General features: G+C 64.2%; 19 protein-coding genes. 15 read left to right on the top strand and 4 right to left on the bottom strand.

The features are described 5' to 3' along the window. The first annotated feature begins 52 nt into the window (after window positions 1–52). From LPA36_RS10045 to LPA36_RS10075, 7 genes are all read left to right on the top strand, one after another. A complete protein-coding gene (locus tag LPA36_RS10045; protein ID WP_228876012.1) occupies window positions 53–394 on the top strand; it encodes a hypothetical protein in 342 nt (113 codons plus the stop codon). Between the two features lie 316 nt (window positions 395–710). Beyond that, window positions 711–902 (top strand): hypothetical protein, encoded by a 192-nt coding sequence (locus LPA36_RS10050; protein WP_228876014.1) that lies wholly within the window; start codon window positions 711–713, stop codon window positions 900–902. 22 nt (window positions 903–924) lie between these two features. Next, a complete protein-coding gene (coxB, locus tag LPA36_RS10055; RefSeq protein ID WP_407674247.1) occupies window positions 925–1,980 on the top strand; it encodes a cytochrome c oxidase subunit II in 1,056 nt (351 codons plus the stop codon). A 26-nt stretch (window positions 1,981–2,006) separates the two neighbouring features. Then, window positions 2,007–4,079, top strand: a complete 2,073-nt coding sequence (gene ctaD / locus LPA36_RS10060; RefSeq protein ID WP_228876015.1) for a cytochrome c oxidase subunit I — start codon at window positions 2,007–2,009, stop codon at window positions 4,077–4,079. Then, window positions 4,076–4,738: a cytochrome c oxidase subunit 3 gene (locus LPA36_RS10065; protein ID WP_407674248.1), complete on the top strand. Its 663-nt coding sequence runs from the start codon at window positions 4,076–4,078 to the stop codon at window positions 4,736–4,738. Before ctaD ends, LPA36_RS10065 begins: the two co-directional genes overlap by 4 nt. After that, complete coding sequence (locus LPA36_RS10070) at window positions 4,735–5,154, top strand: hypothetical protein (RefSeq protein WP_228876016.1); 420 nt, start codon at window positions 4,735–4,737, stop codon at window positions 5,152–5,154. The genes LPA36_RS10065 and LPA36_RS10070 overlap by 4 nt, the downstream gene beginning before the upstream one ends. Before the next feature lie 119 nt (window positions 5,155–5,273). Further along, window positions 5,274–6,581 (top strand): c-type cytochrome, encoded by a 1,308-nt coding sequence (locus LPA36_RS10075; protein ID WP_228876018.1) that lies wholly within the window; start codon window positions 5,274–5,276, stop codon window positions 6,579–6,581. 219 nt (window positions 6,582–6,800) lie between these two features. Here LPA36_RS10075 and LPA36_RS10080 read toward each other — a convergent pair whose 3' ends face one another. The 4 genes from LPA36_RS10080 to LPA36_RS10095 are packed head-to-tail and all read right to left on the bottom strand — an operon-like array spanning window position 6,801 to window position 10,938. Beyond that, window positions 6,801–7,421 carry a DUF2894 domain-containing protein gene (locus LPA36_RS10080; RefSeq protein ID WP_228876019.1) on the bottom strand — a complete coding sequence of 207 codons (621 nt, stop codon included), beginning with the start codon at window positions 7,419–7,421 and terminating at the stop codon, window positions 6,801–6,803. Window positions 7,422–7,446: 25 nt separating this feature from the next. Further along, window positions 7,447–8,094 carry an OmpA family protein gene (locus LPA36_RS10085; RefSeq protein WP_228876021.1) on the bottom strand — a complete coding sequence of 216 codons (648 nt, stop codon included), beginning with the start codon at window positions 8,092–8,094 and terminating at the stop codon, window positions 7,447–7,449. After that, window positions 8,091–10,184, bottom strand: coding sequence for a DUF802 domain-containing protein (locus tag LPA36_RS10090; protein ID WP_228876022.1), 2,094 nt, complete (start codon window positions 10,182–10,184; stop codon window positions 8,091–8,093). The genes LPA36_RS10085 and LPA36_RS10090 overlap by 4 nt, the downstream gene beginning before the upstream one ends. 10 nt (window positions 10,185–10,194) lie before the next feature. Further along, window positions 10,195–10,938: a DUF3348 domain-containing protein gene (locus LPA36_RS10095; RefSeq protein ID WP_228876023.1), complete on the bottom strand. Its 744-nt coding sequence runs from the start codon at window positions 10,936–10,938 to the stop codon at window positions 10,195–10,197. Window positions 10,939–11,271: 333 nt separating this feature from the next. Here LPA36_RS10095 and LPA36_RS10100 point away from each other — a divergent pair, with 333 nt between their 5' ends. From LPA36_RS10100 to LPA36_RS10135, 8 genes are all read left to right on the top strand, one after another. Next, window positions 11,272–11,931 (top strand): GntR family transcriptional regulator, encoded by a 660-nt coding sequence (locus tag LPA36_RS10100; RefSeq protein WP_228876025.1) that lies wholly within the window; start codon window positions 11,272–11,274, stop codon window positions 11,929–11,931. 311 nt (window positions 11,932–12,242) lie between these two features. Then, window positions 12,243–12,830: an amino acid synthesis family protein gene (locus tag LPA36_RS10105; protein WP_228876027.1), complete on the top strand. Its 588-nt coding sequence runs from the start codon at window positions 12,243–12,245 to the stop codon at window positions 12,828–12,830. Next, window positions 12,820–13,695 carry an alpha/beta fold hydrolase gene (locus tag LPA36_RS10110; RefSeq protein ID WP_228876028.1) on the top strand — a complete coding sequence of 292 codons (876 nt, stop codon included), beginning with the start codon at window positions 12,820–12,822 and terminating at the stop codon, window positions 13,693–13,695. Before LPA36_RS10105 ends, LPA36_RS10110 begins: the two co-directional genes overlap by 11 nt. Beyond that, on the top strand, window positions 13,688–14,656 hold the full coding sequence (locus LPA36_RS10115; protein ID WP_228876029.1) for a flavin reductase family protein: 969 nt from the start codon (window positions 13,688–13,690) through the stop codon (window positions 14,654–14,656). The genes LPA36_RS10110 and LPA36_RS10115 overlap by 8 nt, the downstream gene beginning before the upstream one ends. Window positions 14,657–14,735: 79 nt before the next feature. Beyond that, complete coding sequence (locus LPA36_RS10120; RefSeq protein ID WP_228876031.1) at window positions 14,736–15,779, top strand: LLM class flavin-dependent oxidoreductase; 1,044 nt, start codon at window positions 14,736–14,738, stop codon at window positions 15,777–15,779. A gap of 36 nt (window positions 15,780–15,815) precedes the next feature. Next, entirely contained in the window at window positions 15,816–17,288 is a 1,473-nt protein-coding gene (locus LPA36_RS10125; protein WP_228876033.1) for an aldehyde dehydrogenase, read from the top strand. A gap of 29 nt (window positions 17,289–17,317) precedes the next feature. Further along, window positions 17,318–17,632: an NIPSNAP family protein gene (locus LPA36_RS10130; protein WP_228876035.1), complete on the top strand. Its 315-nt coding sequence runs from the start codon at window positions 17,318–17,320 to the stop codon at window positions 17,630–17,632. A gap of 64 nt (window positions 17,633–17,696) precedes the next feature. Continuing rightward, complete coding sequence (locus LPA36_RS10135) at window positions 17,697–18,728, top strand: ABC transporter substrate-binding protein (RefSeq protein WP_228876037.1); 1,032 nt, start codon at window positions 17,697–17,699, stop codon at window positions 18,726–18,728. The last annotated feature ends 16 nt before the right edge of the window (window positions 18,729–18,744 follow it).

An 18,744-nucleotide genomic window follows, 5' to 3' on the forward strand; every position in this document is an offset into this window, starting at 1 on the left:
CAAGCCCGTACGCGACCCTCCGAAGACACCCATGACGACTGGGATAATCGCAATGAACAAGGCTCACAAGTTATTACCGCCCGCCGGACTGGCACGTCACAAGCGCAAATTTGCTGTCGAACTGGCTCGGGGAGGTTCGCATATCGCGAGCACGTTGACCGTGAAGAGCCAGCATGCGGCGATCGCCGAGGTCATCAGCGATTTTCTGGCCTTGCATGGAGCCGACGAACTCGATGGATTTCTGGAACTGCTCGCAGCCGGCCTCGACGCCCGTGAAAAATCTTCGGCCGCGATAGCGGTCAGGTCCTTCGACCGGGAGTCAGTCGCTGCGGACGCCCCCGGATCCAGCAGTCCGGGGAGTCCGGGGCGAGGCAACGGGTCCGCCGGGTTCTGATTGCATCGCGCGAATGGATTGTCGGATGGGTACTGGAAGGGTGCCGGTGTGCTATTGGCTGGCGTGCGATTGCAAAGGTTTCCGGCGGAGGTGTAGATATTCCCCTGCGGCAAGTCGTTTGCGACGATCCACCCCAACGTCACGTATGGGTAGCAGATCGCCAGCGAACCGTTGAAGTTGATGCGGCCCAACGTTTCTGGGTTCCCGACGCAGGTGACTTCGAGGAACGCCGTTTGCTGGTGCTCTACTACTGTCCTGCTTCCGGTTGCCAGTGGAGTCGCGCTGCGCGATCCGCAGGCCATTACCGGAGAGTGCCATGCCTCATTCGTCCCGTCCCGAACCGCCTTTCCCGAACCAGCAGCAATCGAAGACACCCGGCGAGACGCGCGCAATGAATCCCGTCCCGGATCACGGGGAGGAGAGCCACCATCCGAATCCCTCGCTGCTCGCATATGCGTCCACGAACGGCGCGACGATCGCCATGACGGGTGGCTCGCCGATCATCTGAGCGCCCTGGGGCTGCTCGCGCCATGGCAAGGACGGCTTCCATCTGGCTCGTCGGCCTCGCCACGGTCTGCGAGCGCGCATCGTCAGCGCAGATGAATCCGGGGGATGCGTCTGCCGCGGTCGAGGCCGCGGCGCCGCTCAACTATTTTGTGCACGCAGCAGGTCCGGCGGCCATTCCCACGCTAAGGCTGGGCTGGGCGCTTGCGGGCATGTCGGTGCTGGTATGCGTCATCGTCGCCGGGCTGCTGGCCACAGCGATTTTCCGCAGGCGGCCGCCCGTCGCGCCGGACGCCATCCCCCCCGATAGCGGCGGCATGCGAGCGGTGACGACCGGTACGGTTATTTCCGCCGTCGTGCTGCTCGTGGCGCTGATCTACGTGATGTTCACGCTCGAAACCGTCGCATCGCCTGCCCGCCATCCGGCATTGACCATTTCGGTGTCGGCACGCGACTGGTGGTGGAAGGTCGACTATCAGGACGCATCCGACTCGCAGCGCAATTTCACGACCGCAAACGAGATTCATATCCCGGTTGGCGAGCCCGTGCGAATCGAGTTGCATAGTGCCGATGTGATTCATGCGTTCTGGGTTCCTCAACTCGCCGGCAAGACGCAGACGATTCCGGGCCAGACCAACGAGCAGTGGATTCAGGCGGACCGCGCCGGTATCTATCGCGGGCAGTGCACGCAGTTTTGCGGCGCGCAGCATGCGCACATGGCGTTTGAAGTCGTGGCGCAGGACCGTGCCACGTTCGAGGCGTGGCGAAGCGCGCAGGGACAGACGGCCCCCGCGCTTTCCGGCGACCCGCTGCAGCACCAGGGCCAGCAGCTTTTTATCGATCGCTGCGCGGGTTGCCATACGATACGCGGCACGGACGCCAGGGGGGTGCAGGCCCCGGATCTGACGCATCTGATCTCGCGTCGCGAACTCGCGGCGGGCGCACTCACCAATACACCGGATCATCTGCGCGACTGGATCGAGCACGCTCAGACGATCAAGCCCGATTCGCTGATGCCGGACATTGCGTTGAACGCGTCAGAAGCGGCGGCGCTGTCCGCTTACCTGGCGACGCTTCGTTAAGGCCTGGCCCGAGAGAGGAACCCGCGATGTCCGGAATCCTGATTGACGAATCGTCTCCCACCCCCCCGCCGGCCGCACCGGCACCAGAACGGACCCTGGAGACCGGTCGTATCCCGCGCGACAGCGCCGGTGCCGAACGCCTGCGCGAACTGTGGGAAGCGCAACCCGGCTGGCGGGGCTGGCTGTCGACGGTCGATCACAAGACAATCGGCCTGCGTTACCTCGTCACCGCTTTTGTCTTCCTGCTGATGGGCGGCGTCGAGGCGCTGATCATGCGCGTCCAGCTGGCAAGACCCGACGCAACCGTGCTCACGCCCGAGCAATACAACCAGCTGTTCACGATGCACGGCATCACGATGATTTTTCTTTACGCGCTGCCGGTGCTGTCGGGCTTCTCGAACTATCTGTGGCCGCTCGTGCTCGGCGCGCGCGACATGGCGTTTCCCCGGCTCAATGCGCTGTCCTACTGGATCTTTCTTTTTGCGGGCATTTTCCTGTACGTGAGCTTTCCCGCCGGCGAGGCGCCCAACGCAGGATGGTTCAATTACGCGCCGCTCTCCGGCCTCGAATACAACCCGGGCCCGAACATCGATATCTACGCGCTCGGCATGGTGTTGCTGGGCATATCGACGACGGTGGGTTCCATGAACTTTGTCGTTACGTTGATGCGTATGCGTGCGCCCGGCATGTCGCTCGACCGGATGCCCGTGCTCGTGTGGGGCACGCTCACGGCATCGGGCGGCAACCTGCTCGCGGTGCCTTCGGTGAGTCTTGCATTCTTCATGCTGTGGCTCGACCGGCGTATCGGCACGCATTTTTTCGACGTGCTCAACGGCGGCCGGCCATTGCTGTGGCAACACCTTTTCTGGATGTTCGCGCATCCATGGGTCTATGCCGTTGTCCTGCCGGCGATGGGTATCGTCTCCGACGCGTTGCCGGTGTTCTGTCGCCGGCCGCTGGTGGGCTATGGCGCCGTTGCGCTCTCGACGGTTGCGACGATGGTGATCGGCTTTGTTGTCTGGGTTCACCACATGTTCGCGACCGGCATCCCCGCGCTTGCGCTGTCGATTTTCGGCGCGGCGAGCATGGTGATCGCGATTCCAAGCGCCGTGGCGACGTTCGCATGGATCGCGACGATCTGGACGGGGCGGCCGGTGTTCCGTACGCCGTTCCTGTTTTTTGCCGGTTTTGTGCTGCTGTTCGTGATCGGCGGCGTATCGGGTGTCATGACTGCGGCGGTGCCGCTCGACTGGCAGCTCACCGAGACCTACTTCGTCGTCGCGCACCTTCACTACGTGCTGCTCGGTATCAATGTGTTTCCGGTCATCGGCGGCATTTACTTCTGGTTCCCGAAGTTCACCGGCCGGATGATGAGCGAGCGGCTCGGCAAGCTCGGCTTCTGGGTGATGTTCAGCGGCTTTAACCTCGCGTTCTTCCCGATGCATATTGCCGGACTGATGGGCATGCCGCGTCGCATCTACACCTATCCCGCGGACGCGGGCTGGAACACGGTGAACCTGATTACATCGGCCGGTTCGTTCGTGTTCGCGTTGGGCGTGCTGATATTCCTCGTCGATCTGCTGGTCAGTCTGCGTCGGGGTCGACCGGCCGGCGACAATCCCTGGGATGCCCCGACGCTCGAATGGGCGGTCTCATCGCCGCCGCCGCCGTACAACTTCGCGGTGGTGCCACTGGTGCGAAGCCGCCACCCGTTGTGGGAGGGGCGTTTAGCCGACCCGACCGGCAGCGTGCGCGGCGACGCGCCGGGCGGCGACGTCGGAGACCACGATGTGCAGATGCCCTGCCCCTGTTCACAGATCGACGAAGGCTATCTGCTGAACGAAGGTCGCGAGGCGCTCGGTACAACGCCGCTCGACGCGCAGCCCGATGTGATCCTGAAGATGCCGTCAGACTCCTTCGCGCCATTCTGGCTTGGTCTCGCCTGCACACTGCTGTTTGCCGGACTCGCGCTACGCGCGTGGCCCCTGACGGGACTGATGGCATTGGCGTGCGCAGTGGCGATCGCCGTGTGGCTGTGGCCCGAGCGCGCTTTAGTCCAGCGTGACGATCCCGCTTCGCGTGCCGGGAGGGCGACATGAGCGACATAGCCCATGACACGCCGGCGCCGCAGGAAGGCGACAGCGCGCAACGCATGTCGCAACTGCCATCGCGCACCCTGCCTGTTGGCAGTGCGGGCGAGCGCTCCAGTGGCTGGTGGGGCTGTCTGACACTGATCGTCACTGAAGGCGCGCTTTTCGGATACCTGATCTTTTCGTACCTGTACCTTGCTTCGCAGACGCCGCAGCCATGGCCGCCCGAAGGGTTGCCCAAACTGGGTCTCGGGCTCGCGAATACGGCGCTCCTCCTCTTGAGCAGCGTCTTCGTCTGGCTGTGCGAACGGTGTGTACGGCGGCGCAAAGCGGGGTGGGGCGCCGTGTCGATGGCCGTCGCGGTGCTGCTTGGCATCGCCTTTGTCGGCATCCAGCTTCGGGAGTGGCATACCCATCCGTACGGCTTGACGGCGCATCTCTACAGCTCGCTGTATTTCACGATCACGGGATTCCACATGGCGCACGTGATCGTCGGGCTCATCGTCCTGGTACTGCTTGGCGTGTGGACCGTACTGGGCTATTTCGATGAACACCGGTATGCCGCGCTGATGACCGGCGGGCTCTACTGGCATTTCGTCGACGTAGTCTGGTTGTTTATCTTCAGCACGCTGTATCTGAGTCCCTACGCGTTGAGGAGCGGATCGTGAACCGTTTGTGCGCCGGAACGCCGCAGCCGGTAGCGAAGTGGCGCGTCATGACGGGCATGTTCGCCGCGCCACTCGCATGGCTTGCCCAGACGCTTGTCGTCGAGGCGCTGGCGGCGCAGGCGTGCTTTGCTGACGACCGTCCGCTGCACGCGCCGCAACTGCCGTGGCTCGAAGCGGCACTCGTCGCGGTGAGCCTTGTGTGCTTCGCGACGGGCGTCAGCGGGAGTGTTGTCGCGTGGCGGGCGAGCCCCTACATCAACCGGGCAACGCCGCGCGAACGTCCACCGATCCCGATGCGCGGGCACCTTGACGCATTTCTCGCACACGTCGCCGCGATGTGCAGCACGATGTTCATGTTCGGTCTCGTCGCAACGGATGTCGCATTGCTGATCGTCAGTCCGTGCGGGCGGTGGTGAACATGAACGCGCAGCGCATTCGGCGAAGATGGCCCGCTCTGATCTGTTCAGGAAGGGCCGCCGTCCCGGTACGGATTGTCAGCCTGGTAACGCTCGCAGTGATCGCGGCGGCTCTGATAATGCCCGCCTCGGTGATGATTCGCGACGCGAGATCTGCATCGACGCCGACAGACACGACTGCTTCAAAACACGCGGAAGGTGGCGCAGGTGCGGACGCCACGCTGATCGCCCGCGGCGCGTACCTCGCCCGGGCCGCGGACTGTGCCGGCTGTCACACGGCCGCGCCGCAGCCGGGCCGTCCCGGTGTGCCGTTTGCGGGCGGCCTTGGCATGGCCTCACCTTTCGGCACGATCTACGCGTCGAACATCACCCCGGACCCTGCAGCAGGAATCGGGCGCTACAGCTATGGGGACTTCGCGCGTGCGTTGCGTGACGGCGTTGCGCCGGGCGGGAAACGCCTTTACCCCGCGATGCCGTATCCGTCGTTCACGAAGATCGAGGACGACGACATGCAGGCGCTGTACGCGTATTTCATGCACGGCGTGGCGCCCGTCGCGACGCCGGCACCGCAAACGCGGTTGCCGTTCCCGTTCAGCCAGCGCTGGGCACTGACCTTCTGGGACTGGATGTTCGTCCAACACGGTAGATATGAGCCGGACCGACGCCACGACGCGCAATGGAACCGGGGGGCGTATCTTGTGCAGTCGCTGGGCCACTGCGGCGCCTGTCACACGCCGCGCGGACCGGCCTATGAAGAACGCGGCTACGACCATTCGGCGCGCGCATATCTGACCGGTGGTACGAACGATCACTGGTTCGCGCCGAATCTGACCGGTGATCCTGGTGCCGGGCTGGGTCGTATCCGTAGCGACGATATTTCGGCATTCCTCAGATACGGCCACGGCGGCGGCATGGTGACGTTCGGCAGCATGGTGCAGGTTGTCGAGGACAGCACGCAATATCTGACGGACGCCGATCTCGCCGCGATCGCGACGTATCTGAAGAGTCTTCCGCCGCGCGCAGGCAATGGCGGATTCGACGCCGGCGCGCGCACGGCATACCTGACGCAGCTGTCGCTCAGGACGGGCGATGTCGAACGGCCGGGTGCAGGGCTGTATCAGCAATATTGCGCGCGTTGCCATCGGGCGGACGGCATGGGTATGCCGCTGAAATATCCGCGGCTCGCGGGCAATCCCGCTGTGTTGTCCGCGGATAGCGGTTCGCTCGTCCGGTTGCTGGTGGAAGGCGGCGGCAGTCCACATACCATCGATGGTCCGTCGCCGAAAAAGATGCCATCGTTCGCCGGCAAGCTGACCGACGTCGAGATGGCACAGGTGCTCAGCTTCGTGCGTAACGCCTGGGGTAACGCGGCAGAGCCGTTAAGTGTGCGCGATGTGAGCGGCGTAAGGGCGCAGTTGCATAAATGATGAACGTCGACCTTTGTGCTCCAGGCATCAGCGAAGTCCGCTTTCAACGAGGACTTCGCACCAGACGCCAACCGCTGGACCTTTGGTCTCGGCCGCCGTTTGCGGCACGACCTTCGTCCATCCTTCTTCGCCTGCATCGAATTGCGCAGAGCCTTCTGCGGCCATCACCCTGCGTGGATCCTTGACCGATGCCGGGAGCCCGCACCCGACCCTCTGAGGCTAGCGCCGATTGCCCCGGACACTCTTCCTCGTGTTGCCTGCACGAGGCACGTCTTTCTCCGCCTGGGCGCCGCCGTTCATCTGGTCCATCCGCGACAAGGCGTCGACGTACGACAGGAACTGCTGGAGATACCCCGGTGACAGCTCGCGCATCAGCAGGAGCGATCGATGCACAAGGCTGCTCGAATTGAGCGGACCGGTATTCCCGGGCACCTCCTCCAGTGATTGCCGCAACAGCTTCTCAGTGCGGACTTTGGACCAGACGTCCCTCAAGTAATCGAGCACGTCAATGTCTGGCCAGGGGGACGGCCCGGGCACGGCGTTATTCGTGGCGGGGGCATCCTCATCGGCTCGCGTACGTCTCGCGATGTAATCGGTCAGTCCCGCAAGCGCTCCGCGAGCAGATTTTTCCGGCGCCACAGCACTGCCGGTGTCTACCGCCCCGCAGGCGCTGCCATGGATATCGGCGGCATAAGCTTCCATCAGTCTGGACAGCCGGTTGTCCAGGATGCGTCGCGCTTCGCCGCTGTGGGTCGCCGCGCGCCGGTCCAGCGCCGCGATGAATTGAAAGCGGACGGGATCGAGACGGTCCGCGCCTTGCTCGCGCCAGGCGTCAAGCATCGCCCTGGATTTGCGCGCCCCGTCACTACTCACCGCGCTTCCCCGTATCTGCCGACAACTTTGGAACGGGCGCCAATTCGACTCGCCGGTTCCTGGCCCGACCTTCGTCGTCGGCATTTGAACTGACGGGCTGTTCAGAGCCGAACGCCGCTGCGAATACCGAGGAGGAGGGCATGCCTTCGTCAATCAATGCGCGCGTCACCGTCAACGCGCGTTGTGCCGACAGCTCCCAGTTGTCCGTAAAGCGACGATTGCCTTCCCGCATGCGCTGGTCGTCGGTAAAGCCGCTCACCATCAGGATCTCGTTGCGCGCCTTCAGGTACGCGGACAGCGGCCCGGCGACGCTCTTCAATACGTTCCGGCCTTCGGGCTGCAGCTGGTCGGAGTTCTGCGTGAACAGCACGCTGCCGCTGATGCCGATGCGCCCGTTCACCAGCGTCACACGACCCGCAGCCAGCGGCCCCGCCAGCGCCTGCTCCAGTGTCTTGCGGCGCTGCGTTTCCATCTGCCGCTGTTTGACCTCCTGTTCAAGCTGGGTCGAGAGTTCCAGCTGCACGCCGATGACGCCCACCAGAATCAGCACGAAGGCGCCTAGCAGCACCGACATCAGGTCGCCGAACACGGGCCATATCGGCGCGGCCGACTCTGCGCCGCCGTCGATTTCCTCGCTCATGCCGGTCCGACTCCGATGGATGCCCGTTGGCCAGCGAGCTGCTGAAGATTCTCGACGATCTGCTTCTGCGACATCATGCTGAGGTCGATGACTTCCCGTGCCTGCGCTACGTAGTAGGCAAGCTGTTCGTCACTGCGCACGAGGGACTTGTCCAGCGCGGATTCGATGCGCTGCAGATGGGTTACCAGCGTCTCGTTCGAATCGCCGAACAGCTGCACCGCGACCCCGAATGCTTCACCGAGACTCGCCACCTCGACTGCGCTGACGGTGACGTCTGCGGCAACGGCGGAGAGCTTCCCGGTTTCGGCTTCGATCCGCTCAGTAAGCTGGGCGCCGACGCGTTCCAGCAGATCCGTCGAAGTGGCGACGAGGGCATCGACCGCTTCCCGCTGTCTGCTGGAAGCGTGGCTCACGCCATCGAGCAGCGTTTCAAGCGTCTCCAGCAGGCGAGTGCGCTCGTCCAGCATCGCCGTATCGCGGACCATGCTGTCGGACAGTTTCTGGCGCAGTTCGGCCACAACTTCGGCTGCGGCCCTGGGTGCCTCCGACGCCACCTGCACGAGCCGGGAGATTTCCACGATCGTGCCGCTGACGTGTGCTTGCGTCTGGGCTGCCATGTCGCGCGCGGTCTGCGCCAGCGTGTCGCAGATTTCCTGCTGCCGGCTTGCGGTGCGCGTGCCGGCCTGCTCCCACTCGCGGTTCAATGTGGCGGCCATCTCGCCGAGCGTCCCGGTCCACACCGCCAGGCGCTGCTCATCCCGTGATGCCAGGTTCGTCTGCAAGTCCGCATGCGACTGGCTTACTGTGCGCAGCAGGGACGTCGCGTGCTGCTCGAAGGTCATGGCCGCCGCTGCGAGGGCCTGCTCGTTGTGGCTCGCCAGTTTCCCGCTGACGTGCTCCTGCCGCGACAGCGCCTGGTTCCACGTTTCCGACACATTGCCGGCTGCGGCATCCAGACGTGCGGAAACGCTTTCCACCAGTGCAGCCGAGCGTTGTTCAAAGGTTTCGGTAAACCGTTCCAGCGCGATGCGCAGGTCGAGGGCCTGGGCCTCGCTCGAGCGCTGATGATTCGCCAGTGCGTTGTTCCAGATCTCCGCGACCGTCGTGGTTGTCGCTCCGAAACGGGTCGACAGTTCGTCGACATGCCGCTCCACGGCGTGCGTGACGGCGTCGTGCAGCGAGGCCGTCTCGCGTGCGAGCCCGGCCATGGTGGTCGCCACGACAGGCTGCAGCGCCTCACTGGCGACGCGTGCGCTTTCGGCGATGTTCTCTTTCAGCGACTGCTCCACGGAAGTTGCGAGGCGCATGTATGAGGCCTCGGCATTGGCGTGGAAGGCATTCTGGCTGGCGATCTGCCGCTCGTTAAAGGCCGCGCTCTGTTGCTCGATGGTCGCCATCATTGTCTGCAGCCTGTCGACCAGGGTGGGCATCATTTCGGCCTGTCGCTGCAGGAGCCTGAAGGTTTCCTCACGCTGATGGATCTTCGAGTAGATGCGTAACGTCGTTGCGATCTTCATGTCGAGTATCTGCGCGGTCTTGATCCGCTCGCGCCGGACCAACGCGGACAGCAGACCCAGCATGGCCGATGTCGCCACGCCCGCAATCGAGGTGCCGAACGCAAATCCCAACCCTTTGACGGGTGCGGCCAGCGATGCGCGGATAGCCTGCAGATCCGTCGCGCTGTCCAGCGCCAACCCCGTGCCCCTCAGCGTCGCTACCATGCCCAGCAGCGTGCCCAGCATGCCCAGCAGCACCAGCATGCCGACCAGATACGGCGTCAGTGTGGGGCCGGGCAGGGCAACGCGCTCGCCCTGAACACGTAGTCGCACCACATTGCGCAGGCTGGGATGCAATGCTTCAAGCCAGTCGTTAAAGCTGGGCGGCGGTTCGGCCAGACGCGCGACGGCGCGCGCCAACGTCGAAGTGGCCGCGCTGAAGCGGCGCAGTTCGAGCGCGCCCGCCAGGTAGCACGTGCCAACCAGCATCGTGACGGCAAAGGCCAGCGGGTTCGAGCCAGCATAGGCGGTGCCGATCCAGCACACGGCGGCGAGACCCGCCAGAAACACAGCGAAATTAAGGTATCTGGACATAGCGTCCCAGTTAGCGGGTGTGAAGGGCTGCGAGCAACCCTTCGACCGGTTGAAAACGAACGTCCAGTTCGGCGAGCAACACGCTCTGCATATCCTTGCGGAAGACGTCCAGCCAGAAGTCGGAGGTAACCGGCGGGGTGTTCACCGAGGCGGGGGCGTCGTCCGGTGCCGCCTGGCCGGCTTGTCGCAAACGCTCGAAGTGTCCTGCGAGCAACCCGGGCACGGCGCCCAGCAGGTTTCGCTCGTGCGCACCCAGCGCGCGCTCCATGGTGGCGTCCACCAGCGCAAGTCGCGCCATATCGGGCGTCCTCGCGGCCAGCATTCTGCGAAGGCGCCCGCGCAGCTCGGAGATAGCCGTCTCCATCGTCTGCTGCATGGCGAGATAGCGCTGACGAAAGGCAGCGTAATCGAGCGTCGCATCGATGGGCGCCGCCTGCGGATTGCGATGCGCAGACCCGCGTGGGCTGGCGGTCGCGAACGCGTTATCGTTGGCGATGGTCTTTGCCAGCGTGGCGCGCACCCGGGCGCACTCGTGCTCTTCGGCGCTGCCAAACGATCGCACGCCAGACGCTACCGCAGGCGGGGCGCCATTCAGCGCCGCAGACAGCGCGATTGCGTCAGTCCAGCCGAGCCACTGACTCAGCCGGGCGGCGAGCGACTGGCTCGATTCGGGGACATCGATGTTCGTCAGACGGGCAAGCAGGCGGCTGAGCGCCGGAGCGGTTGAATCTATGCACTGTGGAGCTTGCACCATACAACTGGATTCGAAAAATCCAGCAGTTTACACGTCGCGCCGGGCGAGGGGCGTCGTCGGCTGATTAACGGGGCACCGGGCCGGGAACTACAACGCGGTCGAAATGCGGTTCGCCCGCTCAGGATCTCGGGTGTTTTCGGCCAACTCCGGCCAATCAGATATGTTCTACGAACGACCGCTTGCAGCTGGCCTGGAGCCGTTCGTCGTGCCCAGGCGAAGTCAGCCCATGGGTATGAAGGCGAGATGAACGATAATATGGCATTCCAGAGCCCGCAAGTCTCGGCAACATCGGGCGAACGGGAACGCCCATGTCCATTTCTTCTTTTGCCGCCCATGTCAGACCTCAGAATCGACCGCAACGCCAAGACGCTACGGGAACTTACTCTGGACAAGCTCCGCGGCGCAATCGTACAGGGGTATTTCCGGCCCGGCGCGCGGCTCGTCGAACGCACGCTGTGCGACGAACTTGGGGTCAGCCGCACCGTCGTGCGTGAAGTGTTGCGGCATCTCGAGACGGAAGGGCTCGTCGAGATTCTCGCGCGGCAAGGGCCAATCGTCGCGCGGCTCGATCCCGAACAGGTCGGCGAAATCTACGAGTTGCGCGGGCTGCTCGAAGCCAACGCCGCGCGTGCGTGTGCCGAGCAGTCGACGCCCGAACTTGTACGGCAGTTGCGCGAGATCCGCGCGGTCATCGAAGATGCGTTCGAGAAGCAGGACCTGCCGCGCGTGCTCGAATACACGGAGCGTTTCTACGAAGCGATGTTCGAGGGCGCGCAAAAGCGCGTATCGCTGGCTGTTGTCAAAACGCTGAACGCGCGCATCAACCGGTTGCGCGCGCTGACCATCGCCACGCCGGGGCGCGGCGGCGAGTCCAATCGCGAGATGAACACGCTGCTCGACGCGATCGAGCGGCGTGACGGCGATGCGGCGTCGGCCGCGTCGGCCGCGCACATCAAGCGGACCGCCGAACTGGCACTGAGCGCGCTCGCGTAGCCAGGCGAGCCTGTCCGCGACGCCTGAGCCGCATTCCGTCCCGTTCACACGATAGGCCGCCGGTACCCCGGCGGCCTTTTTGTTTGCCGGTTCGGCTGGCAAAACGTTCTCCTCGGACAAATCCTGCCGTAGCCATACCGCACCGCAAAAGCGGATGCGGTTCTCGCGCCACAGCGGAAAACATGCCTGAAACAGTGCGCTTCGTATCATGGTATTCCATAATATAGAACTTCTTGGTGTGGGCCATAAGATGGAATACCATAATCTCAACGAACGACATTCATGGCCTCGGCCCCCGTCAGGAGAACGATATGAAGCTGGAAGTGCGCAAGCTGGTCACTTACGTCGAAGAGACTTTCATTGAAGGCGGCAAGGAGGCGGCGCGGCCGTTGAAGCTGTTCGGCGCGGCGGCCGTGCTGCGTAATCCGTGGGCGGGGCGCGGCTTTGTCGAAGACCTGAAACCCGAGATTCACGCGCTGGCGCCGCAACTGGGCGAAATGCTGACGGCGGAAGTGCTGCGCGTGGCCGGTTCCGGCGATGCGGTCGAAGGCTACGGCAAGGCGGCGATCGTCGGCACGTCGGGCGAGATCGAACACGCGTCGGCGCTGATTCACACGCTGCGCTTCGGCAACCACTACCGCCAGGCGGTCGGCGCGAAAAGCTATCTGAGCTTCACGAACCTGCGCGGCGGCCCGAACTGCCCGATCTCGATTCCACTGATGCACAAGCACGACGAAGGCATGCGCTCGCATTACCTGACCGTGCAGTTTTCGATCGTCGATGCGCCCGCTCCCGACGAGTTGGTGATCGCTCTCGGTGCATCGATCGGCGGCCGGCCGCATCACCGCATCGGCGACCGGTATCAGGACCTGAAGGAGCTCGAGTCCAATGCGGCCTGAACTCGCTTCCGTGCGTGCCGTGTCGCGCGGCGAGGCTGCGGGCACGAGCTACAGCGTCTACGCGCCGCAGTCGGAAGACGCGCGCGCCACGGTTGTGCTCATCCACGGCGTGGGTATGAACCAGACCGTGTGGTCGCCGCAGATCGGGGCATTGACGACGAGCTACCGGGTTGTCGTATACGACATGCTCGGTCATGGTGACAGCGCATTGCCGACCGCCGCGCCGACGCTCGAAGAATACGCGTCGCAACTGAAAGCGCTGCTCGACGCGATGCACATCGAACGCGCGCATGTGGTCGGACATTCGATGGGCGCGCTCGTCGCGCTCGAATTTGCGCTCAGGTATCCGCAGCGCACGCTGAGTGTCGTCACGCTGAACGCGGTGTATGACCGCACGCCGGCGCAGCGCGAAGCCGTGATGACGCGCGCCGCGACGCTCGGCGACGTACTGGACGCGGGAGTCGACGCCACGCTGTCACGCTGGTTTGGCGATCCGGTTCCGGGTCATCTGACGCAGGCGGCGCAAGCCGTACGCGGGTTGCTGCTGTCGGTCGATCCCGTCGGTTACGCGCGCACTTACCGGCTCTTCGCCCGCTCGGACGATGCGCACGTCGGCCGTCTCGCCGGCCTCGCCGTGCCCGCGCTGTTTCTCACGGGCGAGTGCGACCCGAATTCGAGCCCGGCGATGTCGCGGGCGATGGCGGCGGCCACGCCGTCTGGCCGTGCGGAGATCATCGCGAACGAGCGGCACATGATGAACGTCACCGATCCCGAGGGCGTCAACGAACGGCTGCTTGCGTTTTTCGCCGAAACGCCGGCGGAAGAAGCACCGCATGAATCGATCAACGGAGAACGCCATGACTGAGCCGAGGGCTGACCAGACCGCGCAACAGACTTTCGACCTCGCCGGATTCCGCCGCGCGCTCGGCGCGTTCGTGACGGGTGTGACGGTCGTCACGACGATCCAGCCGGACGGCTCGCCGCGCGGCTTCACGGCCAACTCGTTCACGTCGGTGTCGCTCGATCCGCCGCTGATTCTCGTGTGCATCGCGAAGACCGCATCGAGCTATGAAGTGTTTTCGCAGACACGCCACTTCGCGGTGAGCGTGCTCGCCGAAGACCAGAAGTCCGTCTCCGGCGTGTTCGCATCGAAAGCAGCGGACAAGTTCGCGCAGGTCGCGTGGCAGACGCGTGCAACCGGCGCGCCCGTGGTGAACGATGCGGCCGCGACTTTCGACTGCACCACGCATGATGTAGTCGATGCCGGCGATCACATCATTCTGATCGGACGCGTAGTCGATTTTCTTCATACGAGCTCGTCGCCGCTCGGCTACTGCCGGGGCGCTTACGTGAACTTCAGCCTGTCGCAGGATGCGCTCGCTGCCGCCGGGTCGCGCGCGCAGGTCGGCGCGATTCTCGAACATCGCGATGGGCTCGTGCTGCTCGATACGCCGAACGGTTTGCAGTTGCCCGCGGGCGTCAAGCTCGAACCCGCGAGCGACGCGGCGAGCCTGCGCGGCGTGCTGGCGAAACTCGGCCTCCAGGCGCATCTCGACTTTATCTTTGCCGTATTCGAATCGGGCAGCGGACCGGCGTCGAGTGTACAAATCTACTATCGCGGCCGCGTGATCGACGGCGGCGCGGCGTGGATGGACAGCACGATCCGCATCGTCCCAATGGCGCAGATTCCGTGGAAAGAACTGCGCGACGACGCGGTGCGCTCCATGCTTGAGCGCTACGTGCGCGAGCGTAGCGAAGACGCGTTCGGCATTTATGTCGGCGATACGGAAGGCGGCAAGGTGCAGACGCTCGCGTTCGCGCATTGACGACACCACGGGTCAATCCGCCGACGAATCCTGCTGCGCACGACGCGCAGCCCGCAGTGGCCAGGGGAGAGGAATCATCATGAAGTTTTCGCTGTTTCTGCATATGGAGCGGTACGACGACACAACGTCGCATCGCGAGCTGTTCGACCAGATGACCGAGCTTGTGCAGCTCGCCGAGCGCGGCGGTTTCGAAACAGCGTGGATCGGTGAGCATCACGCGATGGAATTCACGATCGCGCCGAATCCTTTCGTCAACCTGTCGTATCTGGCCGCGAAGACGGAACGCATCCGTCTGGGCACGGGCACGGTGATCGCGCCGTTCTGGCATCCGGTCGCGCTGGCGGGCGAGGCCGGGATGGTCGATGTCGCGAGCAACGGGCGGCTCGATCTGGGCATCGCGCGCGGTGCGTATTCGTTCGAATACGAGCGCCTGTTGCCGGGCCTCGACGCGATGGGCGCCGGTGCGCGCATGCGCGAACTCGTGCCCGCATTGCGCAAGCTCTTCAAGGGCGATTACGCGCATCAGGGCGAGTTCTGGTCGTGGCCGTCTACCACACCCGTTCCGCGTCCTGTCCAGCAGCCGAATCCGCCGATGTGGCTTGCCGCGCGCGACCCGAATTCGCATGCGTTCGCGATTGCCAACGGCTGCAATGTTCAGGTGACATCGCTGGCCCAGGGCGATGCCGAGGTCGTCAGCCTCATGGAGCGTTTCAACGCCGCCTGCGCCGCGCATCCCGACGTGCCGCGTCCGCAGGTGATGATGCTGATGCACACGTTCGTCGGCGTGGATGCCGCGGAAGTGGATGCGGCAGTGGAAGACCTCGCGTGCTTCTATCGGTACTTCAGCAAATGGTTCAAGAACGAGCGGCCGGTCGAACAGGGCTTCATCGAGCCGCTGACGGACGCCGACGTCGAGATGTTCCCGCAGTACTCGCCCGAGGCGATCCGCAAGAACCTCGTGATCGGCGAGCCGAAACAGGTGATCGCGCGTCTCAAGGGTTACGAGGAACTTGGCTACGACCAGTACAGCTTCTGGCTCGACAGCCACATGAGCTTCGAGCGCAAGCGCAAGTCGCTGGAACTGTTCATTTCCGACGTGATGCCCGCGTTCGACGCGCGCTGATGCGCATGCCTTTGTTGACTCCACGGAGTGGCTGACATGGTCCAGCGGTTCCAGCAATACATCGACGGTGCATTCGAAGACGCGCGCGAGCATTTCGACAGCGTCGATCCATCGACGGGCGACGTGTGGGCGAGCATGCCGGCCGCCAGCGCGGACGACGTCGATCGCGCGGTCAAGGCGGCGCATCGCGTGCTCAACGATTCCGCATGGGCGAATCTGACGGCGAGCGCGCGCGGCAAGCTGCTTTACAGGCTCGCCGATCTCGTCGCTCAACATGCGCCGCGTCTTGCGGAACTCGAAACCCGGGACACGGGCAAGATCATCCGCGAGACACGCAGCCAGATCAGCTACGTCGCCGAGTACTACCGCTATTACGCGGGCCTCGCGGACAAGATTCAGGGCGCGTGGCTGCCGGTCGATAAACCCGATATGGAAGTCACGCTGCGGCGCGAGCCGGTGGGCGTGGTCGCGGGCATCGTCCCGTGGAATTCGCAGTTGTTCCTGTCGGCGGTGAAGATCGGTCCCGCGCTCGCGGCGGGATGCACGATCGTGCTCAAGGCGTCGGAGGACGGTCCCGCGCCGTTGCTCGAATTCGCGCGGCTCGTGCACGAAGCGGGCTTTCCGAACGGTGTGGTCAATATCGTGACCGGCTTCGGCAACGATTGCGGGCGCACGTTGACGAGCCATCCGCTCGTGTCGCGTATCGCGTTCACGGGCGGCCCGGAAACGGCGCGTCACGTGGTGCGCAATTCGGCGGAGAACCTTGCGGCGATGTCGCTGGAACTCGGCGGCAAGTCGCCCGTGCTGGTGTTCGACGACGCCGATCTCGACAGCGCCTGCAACGCCGTCATCGCCGGCATTTTCGCGGCGACCGGGCAAAGCTGTGTGGCGGGTTCGCGCCTCGTCGTGCAGCGCGGTATTCACGATGCGCTGATCGGGCGGCTCGTCGCGAAGGCGCAGGCGATTCGCATCGGCAATCCGCAGGATATGGCCACCGAGATGGGACCGCTCGCCACCCGTCGTCAACTCGAACACATCGAGAAGGTGCTGCGCGCGAGCGTCGAAGCGGGCGGACGTATCGTCACCGGTGGCAAGCAGCCGGAAGGCATCGGCGAGGGCAATTACTTTTTGCCGACCATCGTCGACTGCGCGAGTGCGCAGGTGCCGAGCGTGATGGAAGAGCTGTTCGGGCCGGTGCTGAGCGTCGTCACGTTCGATACGGAAGCCGATGCCATCGCGCTTGCCAACGACACGCGCTATGGCCTCGCCTCGGGCGTGTTCACGCGCGACCTGACGCGCGCGCACCGGCTCACGCGCGCGCTGCGCGCGGGCATCGTGTGGGTCAACACGTATCGCGCGGTGTCGCCGATCGTGCCGTTCGGCGGCTACGGCCTGTCCGGCCTCGGCCGCGAAGGCGGCCTGGAAGCGGTGCTCGAGTACACGCGCACGAAGTCGGTGTGGATCCGCACGTCGGACGAACCGATCGCCGATCCCTTCGTGATGCGCTGAGCCGCCAACACCAGAAACCGGGAGCCAGCATGTTCTACGAAATTCGCACCTACCGCATCAAGACGGGCGCCGTGCCTGCCTATCTGAAACTCGTGGAGGAAGAGGGCATCGAGTTGCAGAAGCAGTATCTGGGTCAACTGGTCGGCTACTTCTTTTCGGAGATCGGACCGCAGAACCAGATCGTGCATATCTGGGCCTATCCGAGCCTCGACGAACGCGAACGCCGCCGTGCGGCGCTCGCCGAAGATCGCGCGTGGCAGGCCTTCGCGCCGAAGATTCAGGCGCTGATGGAAGAGATGGAAAACAGGATCATGAAGCCAGCGCGTTTTTCGCCGCTTGCCTGAGGAAGCCGGCTACCGGCCGCCGTACACGTTGCCACGATACAAACCGATATTCCTGGAGACAGACATGAGCAGCAGAACCCCCTCCCAAATCGCGCCGCTGATCGCGTTCTGCGCGGCGACGCTCGCGGCGGCGCCGGCACTGGCCGCGGACCCCATCGTCTTCACGAGCTGGGGCGGCACCACGCAGTCGTCGCAACAGAAGAACTGGGCGCAGCCGTTCACGCAGGCGACCGGTGTCAATGTGCTGATGGACGGCCCGACGGACTACGGCAAGCTCAAGGCGATGGTCGACAGCGGCAACGTGAACTGGGATGTGGTCGATGTCGAAGGCGATTTCGCGTATGCCGCGCAGCAGGCAGGACTGATCGAGCCGATCGACTATTCCGTCGTCAAGAAAGACGATCTGGATCCGCGCTTCGCGACATCGGATGCAGTGGGCAGCTTCTACTACTCGTTCGTGCTCGGCTACAACAAGGCGAAGTACACGGGCGCGCAGCCGGCTACCTGGGCCGATCTGTTCGATACGAAGAAATTCCCCGGCAAGCGCACGTTCTATAAATGGTCGGCGCCCGGCGTGCTCGAAATCGCGCTGCTCGCCGATGGCGTGCCGCCGAACAAGCTCTATCCGCTCGACCTCGACCGCGCGTTCAAAAAGCTCGACACGATCAAGGGCGATATCGTCTGGTGGAGCGGCGGCGCGCAGTCGCAGCAACTGCTCGCTTCGGGCGAGGCACCGATCGGCATGTTCTGGAACGGACGTTTGCATGCGCTCGAACAGACTGGCGTGCCGGTCGGCATCTCGTGGAACCAGAACCTGACGGCTGCTGACATGCTGGTGATTCCGAAGGGCGCGAAGCACAAGGCCGAGGCCATGAAGTACCTCGCCGCCGCCACGAGCGCGCAGGCGCAGGCAAAGTTCGCGACGGATACCGGCTATGCGCCGGTCAACGTGAAGTCGGCCGCGCTGATGTCGCCCGCCATCGCGAAGACGCTGCCCGATCAGTACAAAACCTCGCAGATCAATCTCGACATGAAGTACTGGGCGGAAAACCGCGATGCGATCGCCAAACGCTGGTATGCGTGGCAGTCGAAATAAGCGCGGCGCGTGAGTC

This window comes from Paraburkholderia saeva, from assembly GCF_907164555.1.
GTDB classification, from domain to species: domain Bacteria; phylum Pseudomonadota; class Gammaproteobacteria; order Burkholderiales; family Burkholderiaceae; genus Paraburkholderia; species Paraburkholderia saeva.

Excerpts from the sequence above, each read along its gene's own strand:
- LPA36_RS10045 (WP_228876012.1), top strand. The coding sequence starts at position 53 with ATGAACAAGGCTCACAAGTTATTACCGCCCGCCGGACTGGCACGTCAC.
- LPA36_RS10050 (WP_228876014.1), top strand. The coding sequence starts at position 711 with ATGCCTCATTCGTCCCGTCCCGAACCGCCTTTCCCGAACCAGCAGCAA.
- coxB (WP_407674247.1), top strand. The coding sequence starts at position 925 with ATGGCAAGGACGGCTTCCATCTGGCTCGTCGGCCTCGCCACGGTCTGC.
- ctaD (WP_228876015.1), top strand. The coding sequence starts at position 2,007 with ATGTCCGGAATCCTGATTGACGAATCGTCTCCCACCCCCCCGCCGGCC.
- LPA36_RS10065 (WP_407674248.1), top strand. The coding sequence starts at position 4,076 with ATGAGCGACATAGCCCATGACACGCCGGCGCCGCAGGAAGGCGACAGC.
- LPA36_RS10075 (WP_228876018.1), top strand. The coding sequence starts at position 5,274 with ATGCCCGCCTCGGTGATGATTCGCGACGCGAGATCTGCATCGACGCCG.
- LPA36_RS10080 (WP_228876019.1), bottom strand. The coding sequence starts at position 7,421 with ATGCTTGACGCCTGGCGCGAGCAAGGCGCGGACCGTCTCGATCCCGTC.
- LPA36_RS10085 (WP_228876021.1), bottom strand. The coding sequence starts at position 8,094 with ATGAGCGAGGAAATCGACGGCGGCGCAGAGTCGGCCGCGCCGATATGG.
- LPA36_RS10090 (WP_228876022.1), bottom strand. The coding sequence starts at position 10,184 with ATGTCCAGATACCTTAATTTCGCTGTGTTTCTGGCGGGTCTCGCCGCC.
- LPA36_RS10095 (WP_228876023.1), bottom strand. The coding sequence starts at position 10,938 with ATGGTGCAAGCTCCACAGTGCATAGATTCAACCGCTCCGGCGCTCAGC.
- LPA36_RS10100 (WP_228876025.1), top strand. The coding sequence starts at position 11,272 with ATGTCAGACCTCAGAATCGACCGCAACGCCAAGACGCTACGGGAACTT.
- LPA36_RS10105 (WP_228876027.1), top strand. The coding sequence starts at position 12,243 with ATGAAGCTGGAAGTGCGCAAGCTGGTCACTTACGTCGAAGAGACTTTC.
- LPA36_RS10110 (WP_228876028.1), top strand. The coding sequence starts at position 12,820 with ATGCGGCCTGAACTCGCTTCCGTGCGTGCCGTGTCGCGCGGCGAGGCT.
- LPA36_RS10115 (WP_228876029.1), top strand. The coding sequence starts at position 13,688 with ATGACTGAGCCGAGGGCTGACCAGACCGCGCAACAGACTTTCGACCTC.
- LPA36_RS10120 (WP_228876031.1), top strand. The coding sequence starts at position 14,736 with ATGAAGTTTTCGCTGTTTCTGCATATGGAGCGGTACGACGACACAACG.
- LPA36_RS10125 (WP_228876033.1), top strand. The coding sequence starts at position 15,816 with ATGGTCCAGCGGTTCCAGCAATACATCGACGGTGCATTCGAAGACGCG.
- LPA36_RS10130 (WP_228876035.1), top strand. The coding sequence starts at position 17,318 with ATGTTCTACGAAATTCGCACCTACCGCATCAAGACGGGCGCCGTGCCT.
- LPA36_RS10135 (WP_228876037.1), top strand. The coding sequence starts at position 17,697 with ATGAGCAGCAGAACCCCCTCCCAAATCGCGCCGCTGATCGCGTTCTGC.